Annotated in this window: 20 protein-coding genes, 1 tRNA gene and 1 riboswitch; of the genes, 14 read left to right on the top strand and 7 right to left on the bottom strand. The window is 68.9% G+C overall.

Annotation, left to right across the window (positions count from 1 at the left end; genetic code table 11):
- The first annotated feature begins 10 nt into the window (after nucleotides 1-10).
- From AC1D2F_RS13060 to AC1D2F_RS13085, 6 genes are all read left to right on the top strand, one after another.
- On the top strand, nucleotides 11-1,525 hold the full coding sequence (locus AC1D2F_RS13060; protein WP_229994848.1) for a rhamnulokinase: 1,515 nt from the start codon (nucleotides 11-13) through the stop codon (nucleotides 1,523-1,525).
- Nucleotides 1,522-2,325 carry a (Fe-S)-binding protein gene (locus AC1D2F_RS13065; RefSeq protein ID WP_229994834.1) on the top strand — a complete coding sequence of 268 codons (804 nt, stop codon included), beginning with the start codon at nucleotides 1,522-1,524 and terminating at the stop codon, nucleotides 2,323-2,325. The genes AC1D2F_RS13060 and AC1D2F_RS13065 overlap by 4 nt, the downstream gene beginning before the upstream one ends.
- The gene (locus tag AC1D2F_RS13070; protein WP_229994833.1) at nucleotides 2,322-3,905 is read left to right on the top strand and encodes a LutB/LldF family L-lactate oxidation iron-sulfur protein; all 1,584 of its coding nucleotides are present in this window, start codon (nucleotides 2,322-2,324) and stop codon (nucleotides 3,903-3,905) included. Before AC1D2F_RS13065 ends, AC1D2F_RS13070 begins: the two co-directional genes overlap by 4 nt.
- Nucleotides 3,902-4,540: a LutC/YkgG family protein gene (locus AC1D2F_RS13075; RefSeq protein WP_229994832.1), complete on the top strand. Its 639-nt coding sequence runs from the start codon at nucleotides 3,902-3,904 to the stop codon at nucleotides 4,538-4,540. The genes AC1D2F_RS13070 and AC1D2F_RS13075 overlap by 4 nt, the downstream gene beginning before the upstream one ends.
- 154 nt (nucleotides 4,541-4,694) lie before the next feature.
- Nucleotides 4,695-4,961, top strand: a complete 267-nt coding sequence (locus AC1D2F_RS13080; RefSeq protein ID WP_229994831.1) for a hypothetical protein — start codon at nucleotides 4,695-4,697, stop codon at nucleotides 4,959-4,961.
- 304 nt (nucleotides 4,962-5,265) lie between these two features.
- Nucleotides 5,266-5,451, top strand: a complete 186-nt coding sequence (locus AC1D2F_RS13085; protein ID WP_229994830.1) for a hypothetical protein — start codon at nucleotides 5,266-5,268, stop codon at nucleotides 5,449-5,451.
- 654 nt (nucleotides 5,452-6,105) lie between these two features.
- On the opposite strand, the gene AC1D2F_RS13090 is transcribed toward AC1D2F_RS13085, so the two are convergent.
- Both AC1D2F_RS13090 and AC1D2F_RS13095 read right to left on the bottom strand, forming a co-directional pair.
- The gene (locus AC1D2F_RS13090) at nucleotides 6,106-6,579 is read right to left on the bottom strand and encodes a hypothetical protein (protein ID WP_476966893.1); all 474 of its coding nucleotides are present in this window, start codon (nucleotides 6,577-6,579) and stop codon (nucleotides 6,106-6,108) included.
- Between the two features lie 396 nt (nucleotides 6,580-6,975).
- Nucleotides 6,976-7,065, bottom strand: a tRNA-Ser gene (locus AC1D2F_RS13095).
- 127 nt (nucleotides 7,066-7,192) lie between these two features.
- On the opposite strand from AC1D2F_RS13095, the gene AC1D2F_RS13100 reads away from it, so the two are divergent.
- Genes AC1D2F_RS13100 through AC1D2F_RS13115 form a run of 4 tightly spaced genes read left to right on the top strand, consistent with a single transcriptional unit; the run spans nucleotide 7,193 to nucleotide 11,196 of the window.
- The gene (locus tag AC1D2F_RS13100; RefSeq protein WP_364748292.1) at nucleotides 7,193-8,245 is read left to right on the top strand and encodes a dehydrogenase; all 1,053 of its coding nucleotides are present in this window, start codon (nucleotides 7,193-7,195) and stop codon (nucleotides 8,243-8,245) included.
- Between the two features lie 3 nt (nucleotides 8,246-8,248).
- The gene (locus AC1D2F_RS13105; RefSeq protein WP_476966894.1) at nucleotides 8,249-8,647 is read left to right on the top strand and encodes a 6-pyruvoyl trahydropterin synthase family protein; all 399 of its coding nucleotides are present in this window, start codon (nucleotides 8,249-8,251) and stop codon (nucleotides 8,645-8,647) included.
- Between the two features lie 9 nt (nucleotides 8,648-8,656).
- Entirely contained in the window at nucleotides 8,657-9,856 is a 1,200-nt protein-coding gene (locus AC1D2F_RS13110; protein ID WP_476966895.1) for a glycosyltransferase family 4 protein, read from the top strand.
- Between the two features lie 35 nt (nucleotides 9,857-9,891).
- The gene (locus AC1D2F_RS13115) at nucleotides 9,892-11,196 is read left to right on the top strand and encodes a DNA glycosylase AlkZ-like family protein (protein WP_476966896.1); all 1,305 of its coding nucleotides are present in this window, start codon (nucleotides 9,892-9,894) and stop codon (nucleotides 11,194-11,196) included.
- Nucleotides 11,197-11,206: 10 nt separating this feature from the next.
- On the opposite strand, the gene AC1D2F_RS13120 is transcribed toward AC1D2F_RS13115, so the two are convergent.
- The gene (locus AC1D2F_RS13120) at nucleotides 11,207-11,707 is read right to left on the bottom strand and encodes a nucleoside deaminase (RefSeq protein ID WP_476966897.1); all 501 of its coding nucleotides are present in this window, start codon (nucleotides 11,705-11,707) and stop codon (nucleotides 11,207-11,209) included.
- 90 nt (nucleotides 11,708-11,797) lie between these two features.
- Here AC1D2F_RS13120 and AC1D2F_RS13125 point away from each other — a divergent pair, with 90 nt between their 5' ends.
- From AC1D2F_RS13125 to AC1D2F_RS13140, 4 genes are all read left to right on the top strand, one after another.
- A complete protein-coding gene (locus tag AC1D2F_RS13125; RefSeq protein ID WP_476966898.1) occupies nucleotides 11,798-12,661 on the top strand; it encodes a phosphatase PAP2 family protein in 864 nt (287 codons plus the stop codon).
- 12 nt (nucleotides 12,662-12,673) lie between these two features.
- Nucleotides 12,674-13,309 (top strand): uracil phosphoribosyltransferase, encoded by a 636-nt coding sequence (gene upp, locus AC1D2F_RS13130; protein WP_229994822.1) that lies wholly within the window; start codon nucleotides 12,674-12,676, stop codon nucleotides 13,307-13,309.
- A 57-nt stretch (nucleotides 13,310-13,366) separates the two neighbouring features.
- On the top strand, nucleotides 13,367-13,744 hold the full coding sequence (locus AC1D2F_RS13135; RefSeq protein ID WP_229994821.1) for a glyoxalase superfamily protein: 378 nt from the start codon (nucleotides 13,367-13,369) through the stop codon (nucleotides 13,742-13,744).
- An 89-nt stretch (nucleotides 13,745-13,833) separates the two neighbouring features.
- Nucleotides 13,834-14,514, top strand: coding sequence for an HAD-IA family hydrolase (locus AC1D2F_RS13140; RefSeq protein WP_364748275.1), 681 nt, complete (start codon nucleotides 13,834-13,836; stop codon nucleotides 14,512-14,514).
- Between the two features lie 78 nt (nucleotides 14,515-14,592).
- Here the strand turns inward: AC1D2F_RS13140 and AC1D2F_RS13145 are convergent, their stop codons facing one another.
- The 4 genes from AC1D2F_RS13145 to AC1D2F_RS13160 form a co-directional block, all read right to left on the bottom strand.
- Entirely contained in the window at nucleotides 14,593-16,698 is a 2,106-nt protein-coding gene (locus AC1D2F_RS13145) for an ArnT family glycosyltransferase (protein ID WP_476966899.1), read from the bottom strand.
- A 6-nt stretch (nucleotides 16,699-16,704) separates the two neighbouring features.
- Nucleotides 16,705-18,711 (bottom strand): glycosyltransferase family 39 protein, encoded by a 2,007-nt coding sequence (locus AC1D2F_RS13150; RefSeq protein ID WP_476966900.1) that lies wholly within the window; start codon nucleotides 18,709-18,711, stop codon nucleotides 16,705-16,707.
- Nucleotides 18,712-20,136, bottom strand: a complete 1,425-nt coding sequence (locus tag AC1D2F_RS13155; RefSeq protein WP_364748266.1) for a bifunctional glycosyltransferase family 2/GtrA family protein — start codon at nucleotides 20,134-20,136, stop codon at nucleotides 18,712-18,714.
- 148 nt (nucleotides 20,137-20,284) lie between these two features.
- Nucleotides 20,285-21,115, bottom strand: a complete 831-nt coding sequence (locus tag AC1D2F_RS13160; RefSeq protein WP_364748264.1) for an aggregation-promoting factor C-terminal-like domain-containing protein — start codon at nucleotides 21,113-21,115, stop codon at nucleotides 20,285-20,287.
- A riboswitch (cyclic di-AMP (ydaO/yuaA leader) is annotated at nucleotides 21,115-21,274 on the bottom strand. (Overlaps the previous gene by 1 nt.)
- Nucleotides 21,275-21,372: the final 98 nt, after the last annotated feature.

Genomic DNA, 21,372 nt, shown 5'->3' on the forward strand with positions numbered 1-21,372 from the left:
CCTTCCTGCGATGGGCACCGTGCCACCAGCGGACACGGCACCAGCCAGCGGCGGCCTGTTCGCCGCCGTCGACATCGGCGCCTCCTCTGGCCGCGTCATCCTGGGCCGGGTCACGGGTAGTCCCGGTGGGACGAGGGCCGAGCTGGAGACGGTGCACCGTTTCCCCAACGGCGTCAAGGAGCTCGACGGCGGCCTCCGCTGGGACTTCGACGCGCTGTTCGCCGAGGTCCTCACCGGGCTCGCGGCCGCCGCCACGGCGGCCGCGGCCCGCGGCGAGCGCATCGCCAGCATCGGGATCGACACGTGGGCCGTGGACTACGGGCTGGTCAACGCCGCCGGCGAGCTCGTCGCCTCGCCGTTCAGCTACCGCGATGACCGGTCCCGGGCCGCCGTCGCCCCGGTCCACCAGGAACTCGATCCGGCCCGGCTCTACGCCACCACGGGGCTGCAGTTCCTGCCGTTCAACACCATCTACCAGCTCGCCACCGAGCCCGCACTGGAGGGGCTGCAGGCGCTGCTGATCCCTGACCTCATCGGGTTCCTGCTGACCGGCCGGCGCCGCACCGAGGCCACCAACGCCTCCACCACCGGGCTCTTCGACGCCGTCGCGGGGGAGTGGGCCACGGAGTTCCTGGCCGCCCTGGGCCTGCCCAAGCACCTGTTCCCGCCGCTGATCCAGCCCGGCGAGACCCTCGGCACCCTGCTGCCGGAGATCGCGGAACGGACCGGCCTGCCCGCTGCCACGGAAGTGGTGGCCGTGGGCTCGCACGACACCGCCTCGGCCGTCGCTGCCGTACCCGCGGGCGCCGGAGGTGATGAGGAGAAATTCGCCTACATCTCCTCGGGCACGTGGTCCCTGGTCGGTGTCGAACTCTCCCATCCGGTCCTGACCGAGGCCAGCCGGGCCGCGAACTTCACCAACGAACGCGGCGTGGACGGCACCATCCGCTACCTGCGCAACGTCGGCGGCCTCTGGTTGCTCAGCGAATGCCAGCGCGCCTGGGCCGCCGAAGGCTACCGGCCCGGACTTGAGGAACTGCTCGACGCAGCCGCAACTCTTCCTCCCGGCGGTCCCGTCATCAACGCCAACGATTCGTACTTTATCGCCCCCGACAACATGCCCGAACGGATCCGGGCCGCGGTCCGCAACACCGGCGCGGTCCTCCCGGAGCATCCCGCGCACATCGTGCGCTGCATCCTGGACAGCCTCGCCGCCGGCTACGCCCGGACCATCGCCGACGCCGAACGGCTCGCGGACGTCCGGGCCGGCGTCGTGCACATTGTGGGCGGCGGATCCCAGAACCGGCTCCTGTGCCAGCTCACCGCCGACGCGACCGGCAAGCCCGTCCTGTCCGGTCCGGTCGAAGCCACGGCCCTGGGCAACGTCCTGGTTCAGGCCCGCGCCGCCGGCGTGCTCGGCGGCGGCCTGGGCGAGCTGCGCGCCGTGGTGCGCGCCTCCCAGCAGCCGGCGGAGTACGTGCCCTCAACTGTGGCGGAACACCAGAGGGCCGGAGGTGCCCGGTGAAGATCGCACTCTTCGCCACGTGCATCGTGGACGCCATGTACCCGGCCACGGCGCGCGCCACCGTGTCCATCCTCGAACGCCTCGGCCACGAGGTCATCTTCCCCGCCGGGCAGGCCTGCTGCGGGCAGATGCACGTCAACAGCGGCTACTTCCGGGAGGCGCTGCCCGTCGTCGCCAACCATGTGAAGGCATTCGAAGAAGACGAGTACGACGTCGCCGTCGCACCGTCCGGTTCCTGCGTCGCCTCCGTGAAGCACCAGCACCCCATGGTTGCCCGCCGCTGCGGGGACGCCGGGCTGGAAGCCCGGGCAGCGGCCGTCGGACATAAGACCTACGAGCTCTCCCAGCTCCTGGTCGATGTCCTCGGCGTCACGGACGCCGCGGCACAGCTGGGCTCCTACTTCCCGCACCGGATCACCTACCACCCCAGCTGCCACGGCATGCGGCTTCTCCGGCTCGGCGACCGGCAGCTGGACCTGCTGCGCTCGGTGGCAGGCATCGAGGTGGCCGAGCTGCCCGAGGCCGAGCAGTGCTGCGGCTTCGGCGGAACCTTCTCGATGAAGAACGCGGACGTGTCCTCGGCGATGCTCGCGGACAAGACCGCCAACATCTGCGGCACCGGCGCGGATCTCTGCGCCGGGGGTGACGCCTCCTGCCTCCTGCATATCGGCGGTGGCCTGTCCCGCCAGGGCAGCGGCGTCACCACGATGCACTTCGCCGAGATCCTGGCCAGCACCCTCGAGAATCCCGCCGCCGTCACCGGCGACGTCCGCCTCACCACCGGAAGGACCGCACGATGAGCGGCACATTCCTGGGGATGCCGTCCCTGCCCGTCTTCGGCATCGGCAACCTGCACGAGCACGAGCCCTTCCCGAAGGCCGCCCGCCGCGAACTCGGCAACACCCAGCTGCGGGCAAACCTCGGCCACGCCACCCGGACCATCCGGGACAAGCGGCTGGCCGTCGTGTCCGAGCTCCCCGACTGGGAGGAGCTGCGCGAGGCCGGCCGGGCGATCAAGGAATCCGTCATGGCGCGGCTGCCGGAGCTGCTGGAGCAATTCGAGGCGAACTTCACCGCCCGCGGCGGGACCATCCACTGGGCCCGCGACGCCGGCGAAGCCAACGCGATTGTCGCTTCCCTCATCCGGGAGCAGGGCGCCGACGAGGTGGTCAAGGTCAAGTCCATGGCCACCCAGGAGATTGGCCTCAACGAGTACCTCGAGGAACAGGGGATCGCGGCGTTCGAGACCGACCTCGCCGAGCTCATCGTCCAGCTGGACCACGACAAGCCCAGCCACATCCTGGTCCCGGCGATCCACAAGAACCGCAGCCAGGTCCGGGACATCTTCCTGCGCGAAATGGAGGGCGTCGACCCGGAGCTGACCAACGAGCCGGCCCGGCTCGCCGCGGCCGCCCGGGCCCACCTGCGCCGCAAGTTCCTCAGCGCCAAGGTGGCCGTGTCCGGCGCGAACTTCGCCCTCGCCGACTCCGGCACACTCGCCGTCGTCGAATCCGAAGGCAACGGACGCATGTGCCTGACGCTGCCCGAAACCCTCATCACCGTCATGGGCGTGGAGAAGCTGCTGCCGGCGTGGGAGGACCTCGAGGTGTTCATGCAGCTGCTCCCGCGCTCCTCCACCGGCGAGCGGATGAACCCCTACACCTCGCTGTGGACCGGCGTCACGCCCGACGACGGGCCGCAGAACGTCCACCTGGTCCTGCTGGACAACGGGCGCAGCGCCGCCCTGGCCGACGAGATGGGCCGCTCAGCCCTGCACTGCATCCGCTGCAGCGCCTGCATGAACGTCTGCCCCGTCTATGAGCGCACCGGCGGGCACGCCTACGGATCCACCTACCCGGGACCGATCGGCGCCATCCTGTCACCGCTGCTGACCGGGATCACGGCGGAGGAGAACAACTCGCTGCCGTACGCCTCGTCCCTGTGTGGGGCCTGCTATGACGCCTGCCCGGTGAAGATCAACATCCCGGACATCCTGGTGCACCTGCGCGGTGAGGACGTGGACAGCAAACGGGGCAAGCGCGGGAAACGCGGGAGGGAGCGCCTGCCGAGCCAGATGGACCTGGGCATGAAGGCTGCCTCCTGGGCGCTGTCCTCTGGAAAGAACCTTGGCCTGGTCGAGAAGGCGCTGCCCCTGGGCCGGATCGCCGCCGGACCGGATAAGAAAATCACCAAACTGCCGGGCATCGCCGCCGGCTGGACCCAGAGCCGGGACATCCCCGCGCCGCCGGCACAGTCCTTCCGGCAGTGGTGGGACAAGGAACATCGGGCCCCGGCCGCCCCGACGGACCCAACCGGCACGGGCGACGCCGGTACTGGGAACGCCGGCACAGGATCCGCCGGTACAGAGGAGAACCCGTGAACGCGCGCGAAGAAATACTCGACCGGATCCGCTCGGCCCTCCGCGACGCCCCGGCCGTACCGGACGTGCCGCGCGACTACCGCCGCAGCTCCACCCTGGGCGAGGAAGAGCTCATCGAGCTGCTGACGGACCGGTTGGTCGACTACAAGGCGAACGTCTTCATCGAGGAGGCAGCCGCGGTGCCGCAGCGGCTCGCCGTGCTGCTCGAAGGCGCCGGCCGCTACGCCATTCCGCACGGCCTCGACCAGGCGCTGTTCGCTGAGGCGGACGCGCGCGACGGCGGCTCCCGCCGCGTCACCGACGCGCCCGGGCACCGGCTCAGCGTCGAGGAACTGGACAGGGTGGACGCCGTCGTCACCGGCAGCGCCGTGGCGGTCGCCGAAACCGGCACCATCGTCCTGGACGCAAGCCCGGACCAGGGCCGCCGGGTCATCAGCCTCGTCCCGGACCGCCACATCTGCATCGTGCGGGCCCGGGATATCACGGCGATCCTGCCGGAGGCCCTCCGCCGGCTCGACGGCACCCGCCCGCAGACCTGGATCAGCGGCCCCAGCGCCACAAGCGACATCGAACTCGAACGCGTCGAAGGCGTCCACGGACCGCGGACCCTGGACGTGGTGATCGTGCGCGGGTAGTGCGGTCTGTGTCGGTGACCAGCCCTGCTTCCCATGCAAACAAAGGGAAGCAGGGCTTTCCTGTTTGGCATGACGCGTCCTGGGGGAGTGCGGCAAACTCGATCATCCAGACGATACTCATGGTCTTCTCAGCCGGAAGTTGAACCATGGAAGCATGTACTTAGTCGATCCCAGAGCCTATGCACAGCACTTGATGCACCCTGGCACGTGGTTCCACAAGACGAGCCGCAGGCACGGGACCGCCCGGGACCGGCAGCCCACGCACTCCCGGCTGGACTATCTCGAGGCTGGCATGACGGGAACCGTCAGCACCGCCTACACGCGACGCAGGGCCAAGGAACTCGAGCAGGCATTCCGCAACGGAGACGTTTCCTACGAAGAAGCGTGCCTGGAGATGGAGCAACTCGACGGAGGGGTCTGAACGCTTGCCCGCGCTCGCCAGAACCGCACGTTTCCTCCGGTGCCGAACCTGTCGGGCAGATCAGGGCGGTTGTGGGCCCTCCATTCGCCCTGATCTGCCCCACAGCACTTCTCATCACCCTGGATCACGTCAATTCACGGTGGATTCCCAGATCGAGATATCCGCCGGAATGGTCACAGCTGCTCTGACGGAAGTGTCCGCGATGGTCACGGCTAAACGCCAGGACGAGGGTCCGCTACGATGACGCTATGAGCGCGCACCAACGCTAGCCCATTCGGGGCCGGCGACAATGGAAAGGCATTCCATGATGAAGCGCGCTCTGCCACATGCACTGTTCTATGTCTTCGGACACCGTGTCTGCTGTGGCACCATTCCTAGCTGGACCGCCCACGTCGGCCAGAAGTGGGACACCTTTGATGTCGCACCCTACAACCTCTACAACGTCATCTGGCGCGCTCAGAACTGGGTCTTGCAGAACTGCGACGACTAACCGATTCAGAGCGTTCTACCGGCGTAGGAACTGCTCCGGCACCTGTCATAGGTCCGGGGCTTTTCCTTGCCGCCAATTTAGCGCGGCTGTGCTGTTTCCCGTCCATGCCCGCACTTGTCGTAGCGGGCGGCGACGCTCGACGGAGCTGCGCGTTTTTGCCCGTGCCGAATCTGTCGGGCAGATCAGGGCGAATGCGGGCCCTCTATTCGCCCTGATCTGCCCCACAGCCGAACAACGCCCCGGCAGGCAAAGCAAAAGGCCCTGCTTCCCTTAGTTTGTAAGGGAAGCAGGGCCTTTTTATATGGTGGTGACGGTGGGATTTGAAACCTCTCCCGCGTCAGCACTGGCAAGGAAAACCGCTAGAATCCGGGGAATTACATCACCTGAGATCACGGCAATTCACACTAGATGTGCCCAAAGTGTGCCCGCCGGCGTCTAGTGGCAGTGGCAAGTGCAGTAGGGCGCAGGATCCCAAAACTCGTAGTCGGGCTCTAGCTCCTCGAATGGCGATCGGGCAGGGACTGCCAACAACTCATCTAGCATCCGACTCGTTGCCTCAACATCTCGCTTCACCACGCCTGGCACGATAGCCACCAGGAACGACAAACCCCCGCCAGTCGTGATGACTGGCGGGGGTTTCTCTGTGCGTGGTGGTTAGCGGACTATGTACGTCCGGCTGAACCGATAGCTGACCTTGCCGTTCAATGTGCCCTTGACGCGGACGACGTACTTATCGCCTTTGCCTTCCCATGCCTTGTGGGTGTCATGGTAACCGCCCGCGAAAATTTTACCGTTCAAGAACCAGCGGTATTCCAGCTTGGTGCCCGTGGGCCAGCCGTACTTATTCGCCCGCAGGACTGTTCCTGCGGTGACGTACACGGTAGATACACCGGCTGTGCAACTCGCGCTAGTTTCTGCACATGACGAGGGGCAGAAATTGAATTCCGGTGCACAGGTTGCGGCGCTCGCCGGGGCCGCCGCGGTGAGCGCTCCTGCTCCCAGGGCAACGGAAAGGACGGCAGCGGCTGCCGCTTTACGGAAGATCGATCGTTTCAATGCTGGCACGGTTCCCCGCACCTCCTGTCGGTGGTTGGCAGATAGTTTTTGGCTGCTGAACGCTTCCGACATACACCGTCTAAGGCGCCCCCAAGCATGAGTATAACCACACGGGCAACACTGGCATCAAGGGTGCCCGGCCTAGGCAGGCAGGAATCCGGGCAGGCGGTTTCCCCAACGGATGCCCCGCAAGTGTTCCGGGCACCGCCGGTATTCCTCAACGTCCCAGTCGGAATCAGCCACGCGCTCCACGTTGCCGGCAGGGATCCAAGCCCAATGCGCGTGCCGGCCATCGTCAGCCCAGCTCACAAGAATGGACGAGGGATTTCAGCGCTCCGCGACGGCAGACGCTCTAGATCACGCCGTATCTCTGGCGAATGTGCCCAAAATGTGCCCACCGGCCTAAATTGGGCAAAACAAAAGGCCCCGCTTCCCTTTGTTTATAAGGGGAGCAGGGCCTTTCTCATTTGGCGGTGACGGTGGGATTTGAACCCACGTTGGCTTTTACACCAAACAACATTTCGAGTGTTGCACCTTCGGCCGCTCGGACACGTCACCAACCTGACTAGGGTACCGGAGCAAGGCGCCCATCCACAAAACGAGCCACAACGGCACCCGCACCATGCCGGGAACGCGCGCGGCGCCCTTCCCCGCGAACAGCGCGGGCACTAGATTCGTAAGCACAATGACTACTTCTGAACGGCACGCCACGGCCACCGCCTACTGGACCGTCGGCCCGGAGCAGGGCGAGCTCCGGAGCGAGGAACTGCCCGCCCCCGGACCCGGCGAGGCACTGATCCGCACGCTGTACTCGGGCATCAGCAAGGGCACCGAGCTGGTGGTCCACCACGCGAGCGTCCCGGCGTGCGTCGCCGGGGCCATGGCCGCCCCCAACCAGGAAGGGGACTTCCCCTACCCGGTGAAATTCGGTTACCTCACCGTGGGCGTGGTTGAGGACGGTCCGGACGGCTGGGCCGGTAAGACCGTCTTCTGCCTCTACCCGCACCAGGACCGCTTCATCGTCCCGGTCGAATCACTCACGGTGATTCCCGACGGCGTCCCGGCCCGCCGCGCGGTGCTGACCGGCACGGTGGAAACCGCCATTAACGGAATCTGGGAGGCCGGGCCCCGCTTGGGCGACCGCATCGCCGTGATCGGGGCCGGACTCGTCGGCGGCATGGTGGCCAGGCTCCTGGCCGGCTTTCCGCTGGCGCGGCTGCAGCTGATCGACGTCGACCCCGCCAAACGCGCGTTCGCAGACGCCCTCGGCGTCGACTTCAGCCACCCCGACGACGCCCTCCCGGACTGCGACATCGTGATCCACTGCTCGGCCTCGCAGGAAGGCCTGCAGCGAAGCCTGCAGTTGGTGGGCGACGACGGAGACATCATCGAAATGTCCTGGTACGCCGACCGGAAGATCTCCCTGCCGCTGGGGGAGGACTTCCATGCCCGCCGCCTGTCCATCCGGGCCAGCCAGGTGGGGATGGTGGCCCGCGCCCGCCGGCACCGCCGCACCAACGCCGAGCGCCTCGCGCTCGCCGTGTCCCTGCTGCAGGACCCGGTCTATGACGTCTTCCTGACCGGATCCTCGACGTTCGAGGAGCTCCCCGGCGCTGTCCAGCGGCTCGCCGACGGGACCCTGGACGCCCTCTGCCACGTCATCGAATACCCGTCCGCCAAAGTCTCATTCACCCCACACCCATCCGCCCCAGCCCAGCCCACCAAAGCCGCGAGGTAGCCCGTGTTCAGCCTGACCGTCCGCCGTAACTTCATGATCGCCCACAGCCTTCCGCGCGAAGCCTTCGGCCCCGCCCAAGGCCTGCACGGGGCCACGTTCGTCACGGAGGTGACCTTCCGCCGTCGTGAGCTCAATGACGATGCGATTGTGCTGGACATCGGCGCGGCGGGGGACGTGGTGGACGAAGTCCTCGAGGGGCTGAACTACAAAAACCTCGACGAGCACCCCGACTTCGTCGGCAAGCTGAGCACCACCGAGGCCCTCGCCCGGTACATCGCCGACGCCGTCGCCGCGCAGATCCGCGTCGGCAACGACGGGCGCGAGCTCGCCGGGCTGGACGTCACCCTGCGCGAAACCCCCGACGCCTGGGCCGGCTTCTCGCTGGACTTCGACGCCCGCTAAGCGCCGCAGATGCCTCCGGCCAGCCCCCGCCTCCGGCTTGTGGTGCCCGGCAACGTCCGGCACAACTCCGGCGGCAACGTCTACAACGCGGCGCTCGCCCGGGAACTGACAGCCCTCGGCGCCGTAGTGGAAACCTGCCCGCTCGACGGCGACTGGCCGGGAGGCAGCGCGGGGGACCGGCGGCGCCTGGCCCGGCTGCTGAATGCGGAGTCCACAAACCCGGGTTCCCCGACTGGGTCCGTGATGGTGGTCGATAGCCTTCTCGCCTGCGGTGCGCCCGACGAACTGGAGGAGGCCGCGGCCGCCGGGCAGCAGGTCTGGATCCTGCTGCACATGCCCTTGCCGGACCATTCCGAGCGCGAACGCAGGGCCCTGCAGGCCGCGGCCGGTGTCATCTGCACAAGCGGCTCGGCCGCGGCGGGCATCCGTGCCCGGCACGGCCTGGACGGCATCAGGGTGGCCCTGCCCGGTACTGCGCCCGCCCCTTTGGCGGCAGGCAGCCTGTCCGCCGGCGCCGGCGGGCCGCACATCATCGCCGTGGCCGCATTGCTGGAGAACAAGGACCAGTCGCTCCTGCTGGACGCGCTCGCCCGGCTCACGGATTTGCCCTGGACGGCGTCCCTCATCGGCTCGGATACCGCCCACCCGGCCTATGCGGCGCAGCTCCGGAACTCCGTGGAATGTCTGGGCCTGGCTGGGCGGGTCAGCATCCCGGGCGAGCTCCAGGGCCCGGCGCTGGAGGCTGAATGGGACGCGGCCGATCTCAGCCTGCTGATTTCCCGGGCCGAAACCTACGGCCTGGTGGTCACCGAATCGCTGGCCCGCGGCATTCCCGTGCTGGTGCGCGAAGGCACCGGAGCCGTCGAGGCGCTCGGCGCCGGCAACCTGCCCGGCTCGCCGGGGCCGGACAGCTGGCCGGGCAGGATGCTGGACGCGCCGGTGCCTGACACGCCGCTGCCGGGCGCCGCCGTCGGGCTCGGAACGGACCCCGCCCCGCTGGCGGACCTGCTCAGCCGCTGGCTGCGCGACGCCGCACTCAGGGAACGCTGGCGGGACGCGGCAGCGGATGCACGGGGCCGGTTGCCCGGCTGGGACGCCACTGCCCGGACCGTTCTGGAGCTCCTGTCGACGGAATCGACGGAATCGACCGAATCCCCGGAAACCGGCGACACCGGGAAACCGGCGGCCCAGGTTGATACGGCTTCTTGATACCGCTGGCAGAGAAGCTGTTGGAGAATGAGCCCATGAGCAGCCACCCTGTCGCCACGCAATCGCCGTCGGTAGAAGAGCCCGTCAATCTGCCGGAGCCGCAGACCCTGACTCCGGAGCGGCTCCGGGCGTGGGCCTGGCACCGGCAGGGCCTGGACGGCTCGCTGGCCGGCTGCACGGCGGAACAGGTTCTGGCCCGGGCAGGCTGGGCCCGGTCCGTGGGCGGCGCCAACCCATACCTCACGCTCTTCGCCCGCGCCGGCATCCTCCGCGAACAGGTGGACGCCGACGTCCTCGCCCACCGGATCCTGGAACTCCCCGTCGCCCGCGGCTGCACCTACGTCCTGGGCCGGGACGACTTCGCCTGGGCGCTGAAGCTGGGCAAAGACGCCGCCGAAGCCATCCGGGTGCTCGGCAGGCTAGGCGTGGAACGGGGCGAAATCACGCTCCTGGAGGAGCAAGTGCTGCACGTGCTCGCCGAGGCGGAGGGACCGATGGATCCGCGCCAGCTCAAGGAAGAACTGGGCGACTCGGTCCGGAACCTCGGCGAGGAAGGCAAGAAGAAGGGCGCTACCACCACGCTGCCCACCGCCCTGGGGATCCTGCAGGCGCAGGGCAAGATCCGCCGCGTCCCGGCCAACGGCCGCCTGGATCAGCAGCGCTACGCCTACGAGCCCTGGGGCTTGGCGCCCAGCGGCCTCGACGACGACGCCGCGCGCACCGAGCTGGTCCGCCGCTACCTGGGCTGGACCGGGGGAGCCACCTTCAAGCAATCGCAGTGGTTCACGGGGTTCACCGTCGCGCAAAGTAAGGCGGCGCTCGCCGCCGTCGGCGCCATCGAGGTGGCCACCGCCCTGACCGAGGCCGGGGGCGACCCGCTGTGGATGCTGCCCGCGGACGTCGGTCGCCTCGCCGCGTTCGAGGAGCCGGCGGGGGAACAGATCCAGCTGCTCGCCGGAACGGACTCCCTGTTCCTGCTGCGGCGCAACGCGGCGGACCTGCTCGCGGAGGAAGACCAGCACAGACCGGCGCTGGGATCTCTCGCGCTGCAGGCCGATCTCCCGGACCACCCAATCCTGGACCGCGGCAGGATCATCGGGCTCTGGCAGTACGATCCGGCCAAGGAGAGGATCGTGCCCTGGCTGTTCCATGGCCCCACGCCCGCCATCACGCAGCGGATCGCCGAGGTGGAAGCCTGGATCCGCGAGGACCTCGGTGATTTCCGGGCCTTCAGCCTGGACTCGCCGGCCTCCCGCCAGAAGCGGATCGACGCGCTCGCGGCTTCTGCCGTAGCGGCAGCGTCATCGGCCGCCGCGTCATCTGCCGACGGCGCAAGCTAGCCGGAACGGATCAGGCGCGGTGCCCGGCGAAGAAATCCCGCAGCAGCGCGGCGCACTCCTGCTCCCGAACGCCCGCAATGACCTCCACCCAGTGGTTGAGCCGGCGCTCTCGGAGGATGTCGAACACGGAACCCGCGGCGCCGGCCTTCTCATCCCAGGCACCGAACACCACCCGCGGAATCCTGGCCAGGACGATCGCACCCGCGCACATCGCGCAGGGTTCCAGCGTCACCACCAGCGTGCAGTCCTCCAGCCGCCAGCCGTCGTCGCCCTTGCCCTCCAGCGCGCGGTGCGCCCGCAACCGCGCGGCGGCCTCCCGGATGGCGACCATCTCGGCATGGGCCGTCGGGTCCCCCAGGGCCTCGCGTTCGTTTCGCCCGGTGCCCAGCACGGAACCGTCGGGCCCGATCACGACGGCGCCGATCGGCACGTCCGCGGTGGCCAGCGCATTCCGGGCCTCCGCCAGGGCAAGGCTCATCCATTGGGCATGGCGGGGCTCAGGGGCAGTCATGGGTCAATGATAGTTTCGATCCTAAGCATGCTGTTCAGCTCTGCTGTTCAGCCCCAGTAGTTTATGTAGTCAAGTAGTCGGGAGACGGCCGTGACCACCGGAACAGAGAACTGGTTGGCGCATCGCTGGGGCAAATGGGTGGTGCCCTACGCGGCTCTGTGGGTCACGATGCTCATCGGCGGCGTGGTGATTGTGCTTCTGGCGCTGTTCAGCGCCGAGGTCTACGACAACGTGGTGGACGACGCCGGCCTCGCGAACCTGGACAAGCCGGCCCTGGCGTTCATGGAACAGTTGCGCAGCCCCGGCCTGGACGCCTTTATCACCGGGTTCACCAACATCGGCGGCGGCATCGGGATGCCCATCCTGGGCAGCATCCTGACGGCGTTGCTGATCTTCACCTCCCGGAGCTGGCGGCCGCTGATCCTGATCGGCGGCGCGGCCGCCGCGTCGGTGACGGCCACAACCCTGGGCAAGAAAATGATCGGCCGCGTCCGCCCGGACCATGCCGACGCGGTGCCGCCCTACGAGACTTCGCCGTCGTTCCCGAGCGGTCACACGCTGAACACCACGGTGGTGATCGCGCTCGTGGTGTACCTGGCCTGCCTGCAGATCAAACGGACCAGCGCCCGGATCGCCCTGATCGCCGCGGGTGTGATCTTCATCGTCGCGATGGGCCTCAGCCGGGTCTATCTGGGCCATCACTGGTTGACCGACGTGATTGTCGGGTGGGGCATCGGGCTGGCCTGGGTGGGGATTGTGATCCTGGCGCACCGGCTGTTCCATGTGCTGCGCCACCGGGAGCACGCTGGCCCGGCGCCCACCTTTGAGCATCCCGCCCACCTGCGGGACGGCGCCGCCGGCCGCGGTGATGGCGCCGCCAGCGCCGCTGCTCCGGCCGACGCGAACGACGCCGATACCCCCGGCACTGCGGGACGGTCCTCCGCCTCCGGGTGATAGTTTTGACCCATGCGCACTCTCGTTGTGGACCACCCGCTGGTCGCCCATAAGCTCACCGTTCTGCGGGACAAGAACACCCCGTCCCCGGTTTTCCGCCAGCTCACCGAGGAGCTTGTAACGCTCCTGGCCTACGAAGCCACGCGTGACGTCCGCACTGAACCGAAGACCATCGAGACGCCCGTCAGCACCACCATCGGAACTTACTTCACCAAGCCAACCCCTCTGGTGGTCCCGATTCTCCGGGCCGGGCTGGGCATGCTCGAGGGCATGACCAAGCTGGTACCCACCGCCGAGGTCGGCTTCCTGGGCATGGCCCGCGACGAAGAGACCCTGGACATCATCACGTACGCCGAGCGCCTCCCGGAGGACCTCACGGACCGGCAGATCTTCGTCCTCGATCCCATGCTGGCCACCGGCGGAACCCTGCGCGAGGCCATCAAGTTCCTCTTCAAGCGCGGCGCCTCCGACATCACGTGCATCTGCCTCCTCGCCGCCCCGGAGGGCCTGGCCAAGCTGGAGGAAGAGCTCTCCGACTCCGACGTGACAATCGTCCTGGCCTCGATCGACGAGAAGCTCAACGAGAAGTCCTACATCGTGCCCGGCCTGGGCGACGCTGGAGACCGCCTGTACGGCATCGCCGGCTAGGTCCAGTTCGCCGGGGGTCCCTTCCGCATTGCCGCGGTCCGCGCTAGCGTGTGCGCCATGGATTGGAAACTTGAACTCGTGTTTGTGCCGGTGTCCGATGTGGACCGGGCCAAGGATTTCTATGTCAACAAGGTGGGCTTCAACGCCGACTACGACGAGCGGCCCATGGACGGCATCCGGTTCGTCCAGCTGACGCCGCCGGGCTCCGGCTGCTCGATTGCCATCGGCGAGGGCCTCAACGACGCCCCGCCCGGGACGGCTCCCAGCCTGCAGCTTGTGGTCAGCGACATCCAGGCCGCGCACAAGCAGCTCAAGGACAACGGCGTGGACGTCAGCGACGTCGACGTCCAGGACTGGGGGCACTTCGTCCACTTCGCCGACCCCGACGGCAACAAGTGGGCCGTGCAGTACATCCCTAACCGGCCCAACGGCTGATCCAACCCGGCTGCCCGTGGCGGCTTCGCTGCGGGCCGCTGGGGGCCGTGCGCCAGCGGTGAGCCGGGGCCATGCGGCAGGATAGAGGCATGAGCCTTCCAGCCCGTTCCAGTACTGCCACCCTGACCGCCCGCGCCGTCCTGTTCGACATGGACGGCACGTTAGTGGATTCCACCAGCATCGTGGAGCAGGTATGGACCACATTTGCGGGGCGCTACGGCCTGGATATCGGCGAGATCCTGCGCTCCTCCCATGGTGTCCAGGCCATGGACACGGTCCGCAGGTTCGCCCCGGCCGGTTCCGACATCCAAGCCCTCGCCGCCGAACTGGGGCGGATGGAGCTGGCCGAGACCCGAGGGATTGTTCCGGTGCCCGGCGCGCTGGAGCTGCTGGCGAGCCTGCCGCCGGATGCCGTAGCGCTCGTGACGAGCGCTTCCAGGGACCTGGCCGAGGTCCGGATGGCTGCTGCGGGGATCCGCGTCCCTGCCGTCTCGGTCACGTCCGAGGACGTTAGCCAAGGCAAACCCCACCCTGAGGGATACCTCCGGGCGGCGTCCCTGCTAGGGGTTGCCCCGGCCGACGCGGTGGTATTCGAGGACGCCCCGGCGGGCATCGCCGCGGGAATCGCCGCCGGCATCCGGACCGTGGCGGTAGGGCCCAACGCCGGCGAACTGCCGGACGGTGTCTTCCACATTCCCGACTACTCCGGGGTCTGCGTGACCACCCACGTCACCGGCGCCGGCCTGCGCGCCCTGTCCTTCACCTTCTAGGCCGCCCTTCGCCACGCCGCCCGGCGTACCGGCAAGGCCCGGCCTTTCGCCACTCCGCCCGCCGATCCTGCTGCCCGTCTAGTCTGCCAGCAGGTACACGCTGGTCCCGCCCACGGTCTGGGCGGTGAAATTGTCCTGCACCCACGCGGCAATCTGCGCGGCATCGTTGGAGCCACTTTCGCCCTGCATCATGCGGCCGGCGATGAAATAGTGGATCTTGCCGTCGGCCACGTACTGCTGGAACTGTGCCAGGGTCGGCGCAGGGTCCGTGCCGTTGAACCCGCCCACGGCCATCACAGGGAGCTGAGTTGCCAGCTGGTAGCCGGCGGCGTTGTTGGACCCGACGATGGCGGCGGCCCACGTGTAGGGCCCGGCATCTGTCTGCAGCGCGGTCACGAGGGCCGCCGACGGCGTGCTGGCACCCAGCAGGCCGCCCATTCCACCCGCACCTCCCGCACCCGGGCCGCGGCCAGCGCCGCCTGTGCCAGCGCCGGCCGTACCGTTGACCGCCGTAGCACCGCCGAGGGACGGCGGCATCCCGGCACCGCCCCGGCCGGACACTGCCGGCCCGGCACTGACGATCGAGCCGCTGTGGGCCGTGGACGCGGTGGACAGCGAGTACGCCAGCGGCCCGGCGAGGGCGGCGGCGACGGCGAGCGTCGCCGTCGTCCGCGCCATGATCCTGGATGCCTTCAGCCCCGGTCCCTTGACCCCCGCGGCCCCGTTGGTCCCCGACCTCTTGAATCCCAGCGCCGCGGCGGCCAGCACCAGCGCCGCGGCGGCGAGGGCGCCCAGCAGCGCCACCCAGCGCAGCCACGGCAGGTACGCCGCGGTGCGGCCGAGGAGTTCGGCGGCCATGGCCCCGGCCGCCACGATCGCCACGGCGAGGACGGCGGCCGCAACGGTCTGGTCCCGCCGCTGCCAGAGCAGGACGCCGCCGAGCCCGGCAAGCCCGGCGATCCCGGGCGCCAGCGCCACCCCGTAGTACGGGTGGATGATCCCGGCCATGAAGCTGAACGTCAGGCCGGTGACCGCCACCCAGGAGCCCCAAATGATCACTGAGGCCCGCACTGCGTCGGTGCGCGGCGCGCGGCGGCCCAGCAAGAGCAGCCCCGCTCCGAGCAGCAGCACCGAGGGGAGCAGCCAGGCGATCTGGCCGCCGAACTCGTTGTTGAAGAGCCGGAACAGCCCGGGAGTGCCCCAGCCGTTGCTGCCGCCCACACTCCCGGTTTCGTCGCCGTTCAGCCGGCCCAGGCCGTTGTAGCCCAGGGTCAGTTCCAGGATGGAGTTGTTCTGCGAGCCGCCGATGTAAGGGCGGTTCGCCGCGGGAATGAGTTCGACGGCGGCCAGCCACCACCCGGCCGCGACAGCCATCGCCGCGCCTCCGCAGAGCAGGTGAAGGATCCGTCTGCCTGCCGTGGCCGGCGCCGCGAGCAGGTATGCCAGGGCGAAACCGGGGACGACCAGCAGGACCTGCAGCTGTTTGGTGAGGAACCCGAAGCCCAGCAGCACCCCGGCGAGCAGCAACCAGGGCAGGCGCGCGTCCTGGATGGAGCGCAACACGGCGTAGGCGGCCGCGGTCATCAAAAGCACCAGCAGGGCATCGGGGTTGTTGAACCGGAACATCAGCACGGCCACAGGGGTCAGCGCCATGACCGCACCGGCGAGGAGCCCCGCGCGGTGGGCCAGGCCGGCGTCGGCCGTGGCGGGGGCCGCGGCCCGGCGTACGGCCAGATAGAGCAGCCAGACCGTGCCGACCCCCATGAGCGCCTGCGGGACGAGGACGCTCCAGAAGCTCAGCCCGAAGATCCGCACCGACAGCCCCATCACCCACAACGACGCCGGCGGCTTGTCCACGGTGATGGCGTTGGCGGCGTCAGAAGAGCCCAAGAACCAGGCCGCCCAATCCTGCGACCCCGCCTGGGCCGCCGCGGAGTAGAACGCGTTCGCCCAGCCGGAGGCTCCGAGGTTCCACAGATACAGCACGGCCGTGGCCAGTAGCAGGACCGCGAGTTCCAGCTGCCGTCGCAGCTGCCGGGCGCCAGGGACGGCGCGCTGGCCGCCGGCCGCCCGGGGCTCCAGGGGCCGGCGCCGCCGCTCCGGGACTTGCGGCTGCGGCGGGCCTGGCGTGCGGGCCGGTCCCGCCGGCACTGTGTCGGGGTGGGAGCTCAGGGTGTCAGTCATGGCGGCCTATGCTCCCAGCTTGTAGACGGTGGTGCTGCCCACCGTCTGGGCCTGGTAGTTGGCCGCGACCCAGGTGGTGACCTCGGAGTTGCCCCCGCGGCCCCCGCCCATGCCGCCGGAGACGAAGTAGCCGATCTCGCCGCGGTCCACCATTGCCTGGAACTGCGCGAGCGTGGGGTAGGGGTCGCCGCCGTTCCAGCCGCCGAGTGCAATCACGCTGGTGCCGGTGGCGAGTTCCAGGCTCGCGGCTTGGGTGGCGCCGGAGACAATCGCGGACCACTTGGTGCCCGAGGACTTCAGCAGCGCTGTCAGCTCCGCCGAGGACGTTTCCCCGCCGGGGCCGCCATCAGCACCGTCACTGCCGGCCCTGCCGGCTGCCCCGAAGCCGCCGCCCATCGCGGACGCGGTGGGACMGGACGTGGGGATCGAACCAGAATGCGGCTGGGCCACGGTCGACAGCGTCCAGGCGGTGCTCCCCAGCCCGCCGGCGAGCAGCGCCAGGATCACGACGCCCGCCGTGGCGGCCTTGCGTAACCGCGCCGGAAGCGCCGCCATGCTGTCCGCCCGCAGCAGCAACGCCGCGGCCGCGAGCACGCCCAGGACCACCGCGATCACCCGGAGCCCGGGAAGCCAGGCCGGATCGCGGCCCAGGAGCACGGCAGACCAGACCGATGTGGCCAGTACCGTCACGGCCAGGACGATCCGTGCCGGCCAGTAGGCCCGGCCCCGCCACAGTTCCACGGAACCGATGCCCGCCAGGGCCGCGATCGCGGGGGCCAGCGCTACGGCATAGTACGGATGCACGGTGCCGCTCATGAAGCTGAAGATTCCGGCCGTGATGACCAGCCAGCCGCCCCACAGCAGGAGCGCCGCACGGGTTTTTGAGGTCCTGGCCTCGCGCCGGGTGAACCACAGCCCGGCGGCCAGCAGGATCAGGGCTCCCGGCAGCAGCCAGGACACCTCGCCGCCGAAACTGGTCCCGAACATCCGGGTGATCCCGGCCGTGCCGCCGAAGCCCACGTTTCCGTTGCCGCCCGGGCCCCCGCCGCCCGGCATGCCCCCGCCGGACCCGGTGATCCGGCCCAGGCCGTTGTAGCCGAACGTCAGTTCCAGGAAGCTGTTGGTCTCCGAACCTGCCATGTACGGGCGGACCGAGGCCGGGGTCAGCTGGAACAGCACAATGTAGCTTCCGGCCACAACGGCGATCCCTGCGGCGGCGGCCAGCAGGTGCAGAAGCCGGCGGCCGAGTGTGGTGGGCGCCGCCCACAGGTAGGCCAGGGCCAACCCGGGAACGATCAGGAAGCCCTGCAGCATCTTGGACAGGAACGCCAGGCCGATCACCGCGCCGGCCGCAGCGAGCCACTTCCAGCCGGCCTTCTCGATGGCGCGCGTGGTGAGGTAGGCGGCCAGCACCAGGCACAGCGTGAGCATCGCGTCCGGGTTGTTGAACCGGAACATGAGGGCGGCCACCGGGGTCAGCGCCAGGGCGGCGCCGGCGAGCAGGCCCGCCGCCGGTCCGGACACCCGCTTGACGGTCAGGTAGAGAAGCCCGACGGCGGCCACGCCCATGAGAGCCTGGGGAATGAGCATGCTCAGTGCCGAGAAGCCAAAGATCCGTCCCGCGAGGGCGGGGATCCAGAGGGCGGCGGGCGGTTTGTCCACCGTGATGGCATTGCCGGCGTCGAGCGAGCCGAACAGCAGCGCGGTCCAGTCCTTCGTCCCGGCCTGGATCGCCGCGGCGTAGAAGGAGTTGGCGTAGCCGGTGGCTTCCAGGTTCCACAGGTACAACGCTGCGGTGACCAGCAGCAACAGCGCTGCCGAGGGCCGCACCCAACGTGGCTGCGGTCCGAACAGCAGGCGGTCCCGGCTGCTCTGCGTTGTGCGGGTTGTCGGCAGGTGGGGCGCCGTCCCGGTGTCCTCAGGTACCGCGCGGGGAGTTTCCTGGGCTGCCGGCGGGCTGCCGGCTGGGGAGCCTCCCTGGGCTCCGGCGGTGGGGCTGATGGTTGCCGTCATTTACTTGGCCTTTTCTGTACTGGGGAGGAAAGTGTCGGTGGCGCCGGGCGCCGGAGCAGAGTCGGTAGGCCTGTGCCGGAAGACCACCAGCCGGAAGAGCAGGAATTTCACGGCTGTGGCGGCCAGGTTGGCGGCGGTGACCGTGAGCAGTTCAAGCCAGCGGTCCGGTGCCGCTCCCGACGCGGCGTGAACCAGGGCGAGTGCGCCCGAGGTCAGGGCCAGCCCGATCCCGAAGACCAGCAGCCCCTCGAAGTGGTGGCGTGCCGCCTGGCTGCTGCCCTGGATGCCGAACGTGAAGCGCCGGTTGGCCGCGGTGTTGGCCACGGCGGTGGTGAGCAACGCCAGGAAATTTGCCAGCTGCGGGTCCATGATCCCGCGGCAAAGCAGGAAAATTGCCAGGTATGCCAAGGTGGAGGCCACCCCGATGCTGCCGAAGCGGACCAGTTGCCCGAAGAGGCTTCCGCCGGGGCTTTGTTCCTGGGCCCGCGAGGAGGCCGGCAGCGGTCCGCGGGCCAGGGCGGCGCGCAGCTCGGGCACCGGGATCCGGCCCGAGACCAGGTCCCGGCTCAACCGTGCCATGCCGCGCAAGTCAGCGAGGGCAGTCTGGACGATGTCCACGCTGGAATCAGGGTCGTCGGTCCAGTCCACCGGGACTTCGTGGACGCGCAGGCCGCACTTTTCTGCCAGGACCAACAGCTCGGTGTCGAAGAACCAGGCGTTGTCCAGTGTGTGGGGGAGCAGTTGCCGGGCCACGTCCGCCCGGATCGCCTTGAAACCGCACTGCGCGTCGCTGAAGTGGGCGCCCATAAGGGACTGCAGCAGGAAGTTGTAGCTGCGCGAGATGAATTCGCGCTTGGGTCCACGGACCACGCGCGAGTTGCGGGTCAGGCGCGTCCCGATCGCCAGGTCGGAGTGCCCCGAAATGAGCGGCGCAAGGAGCGGGCCGAGGGCGGCCAGATCAGTGGAAAGATCCACGTCCATGTACGCCAGGACCGGCGACGGCGAGGCAAGCCACACCTTGCGAAGCGCGTTACCGCGGCCCTTTTCGGCCATATGGACCACGTTCACTTCGCGCAGCTCGCGGGCTACGCGTTCCGCCGCCTTGAGCGTTCCGTCGGTGCTGGCGTTGTCCGCCACCGTGATCCGGAAGGAGTGCGGGAAGGCGCCGAGAAGGTACGCGTGGAGCCGGCGCAGGCATGCTTCGAGATCCCGTTCCTCGTTGAAGACCGGAATGGTGACGTCCAGCAGGGGTGTGTTGGCGCGCGTGTCAATGGCTGAGCGCCGGCCGCCCGGGCCGGCAAGCGCCCCGGCGGACGTGCCCGGGCCAAGCGCTTCGGCCAGGGCAGGCCCCGGCCGTGCGGCCGGGCTGGCCGGCGTCGCCGTGGAGCGGAGCAGGGTTCCTGTGGCCTGGTCTGTGAATGTCATGGCTCAACTTTCCCGGCGGCCCATATGAGGGCTTTAGGGTCAAGCTGTGCGGGGGCTGTGGAAGTCCGGCTGGTCCGCCCCCGACACACAAGAAGGCCCCGGATCCATGTGGATCCGGGGCCTTCTGTGGAGGCCGGTTAGTGCCGGTTTAGTACCAGTTGTGTGCGTAGTGGAAGTTCAGGGCGCCGCAGGGGGAGCCGTAGCGTTCCTTGACGTAGTTCAGGCCCCAGTTGATCTGGGTCCGGTAGTTGGTCATGTAATCGGCGCCGGCGCTCGCCATCTTCGTGGCCGGCAGGGACTGGACCACGCCGTAGGCGCCGCTGCTGGGGTTGGTGGCAGTCGTCTTCCAGTCCGATTCCTTGGTCCAGAGCTTATGCAGGCACTGCATCTGGCCCGGTGCCCAGCCATAGCTGCCCAGCTGGGCCGCGGCGTAGGCCTGGGCCCCGGCGGGGTCGTCGACTGCGACCGGCGCAGCTGCGGGAGCCGGGGCAGCTGCCGGGGCCGGTGCGGGAGCGGGGGCCGGAGCCGGGGCGGGAACCGCAGCGGCTGCAGGAGCCGGTGCAGGAGCGGGGGCTGAGGGAGCCGGCACGGGAGCAGCGGGTGCTTGGATCAGCGCTTCGACGGCCTTAACCTGCGAGATCTGGGGTGCCACGTTTTTTTCCACTGGAGCGGTCGGCCCAGCCACCTGGGCCCGCTCGAAGTTGAGCTTGGCCAGCGGGTCGGCGGTGGTGGCTGTTTGGCTGCTTCCAACGTTCGTGCCCGGGCTCCCCGGCTCTGCCGCCTGGCTGGCAGCGCCGCCCCCCACCAGCATGGCGCAGGCGGCGGTGATGACGGCGGCGCGGCGGCCGGTGATGCCGAGGCCGGTGGCCAGCCTGGACAGGGCGGATGCCTGCGTGGCCGGTTCGGCGCGGTGGCGCGACTTGGTGGAACGGGAATGGGAATCGCCGTCAGGGCGCGTTTGTACTTGGAATTCAGTCATGGTGGCCTCTCAACGCCGGCGGAGTTAGCTGTCGGGTTCGGATGAGGTCATCCGGCCGCACGGAAACTCACGTGTCGGCTTCACCCCGAGGGCGCATGAAAGCAGAATGCCCGGGAACTCTGGGTCCCCCGCCTCTGCCTGGTCCAGCGGAATCCGGGAAGCGGCAGAGTTTGGCGTCCGTCCGGATATGCGGCACCAATGGCGGCGCACCCCAAAGACGCTACAGGACCCGGCCGCTTAAGTCACATTTTGGTAAC

The sequence above is a fragment of the Arthrobacter sp. P1_B3 genome (genome assembly GCF_056406615.1).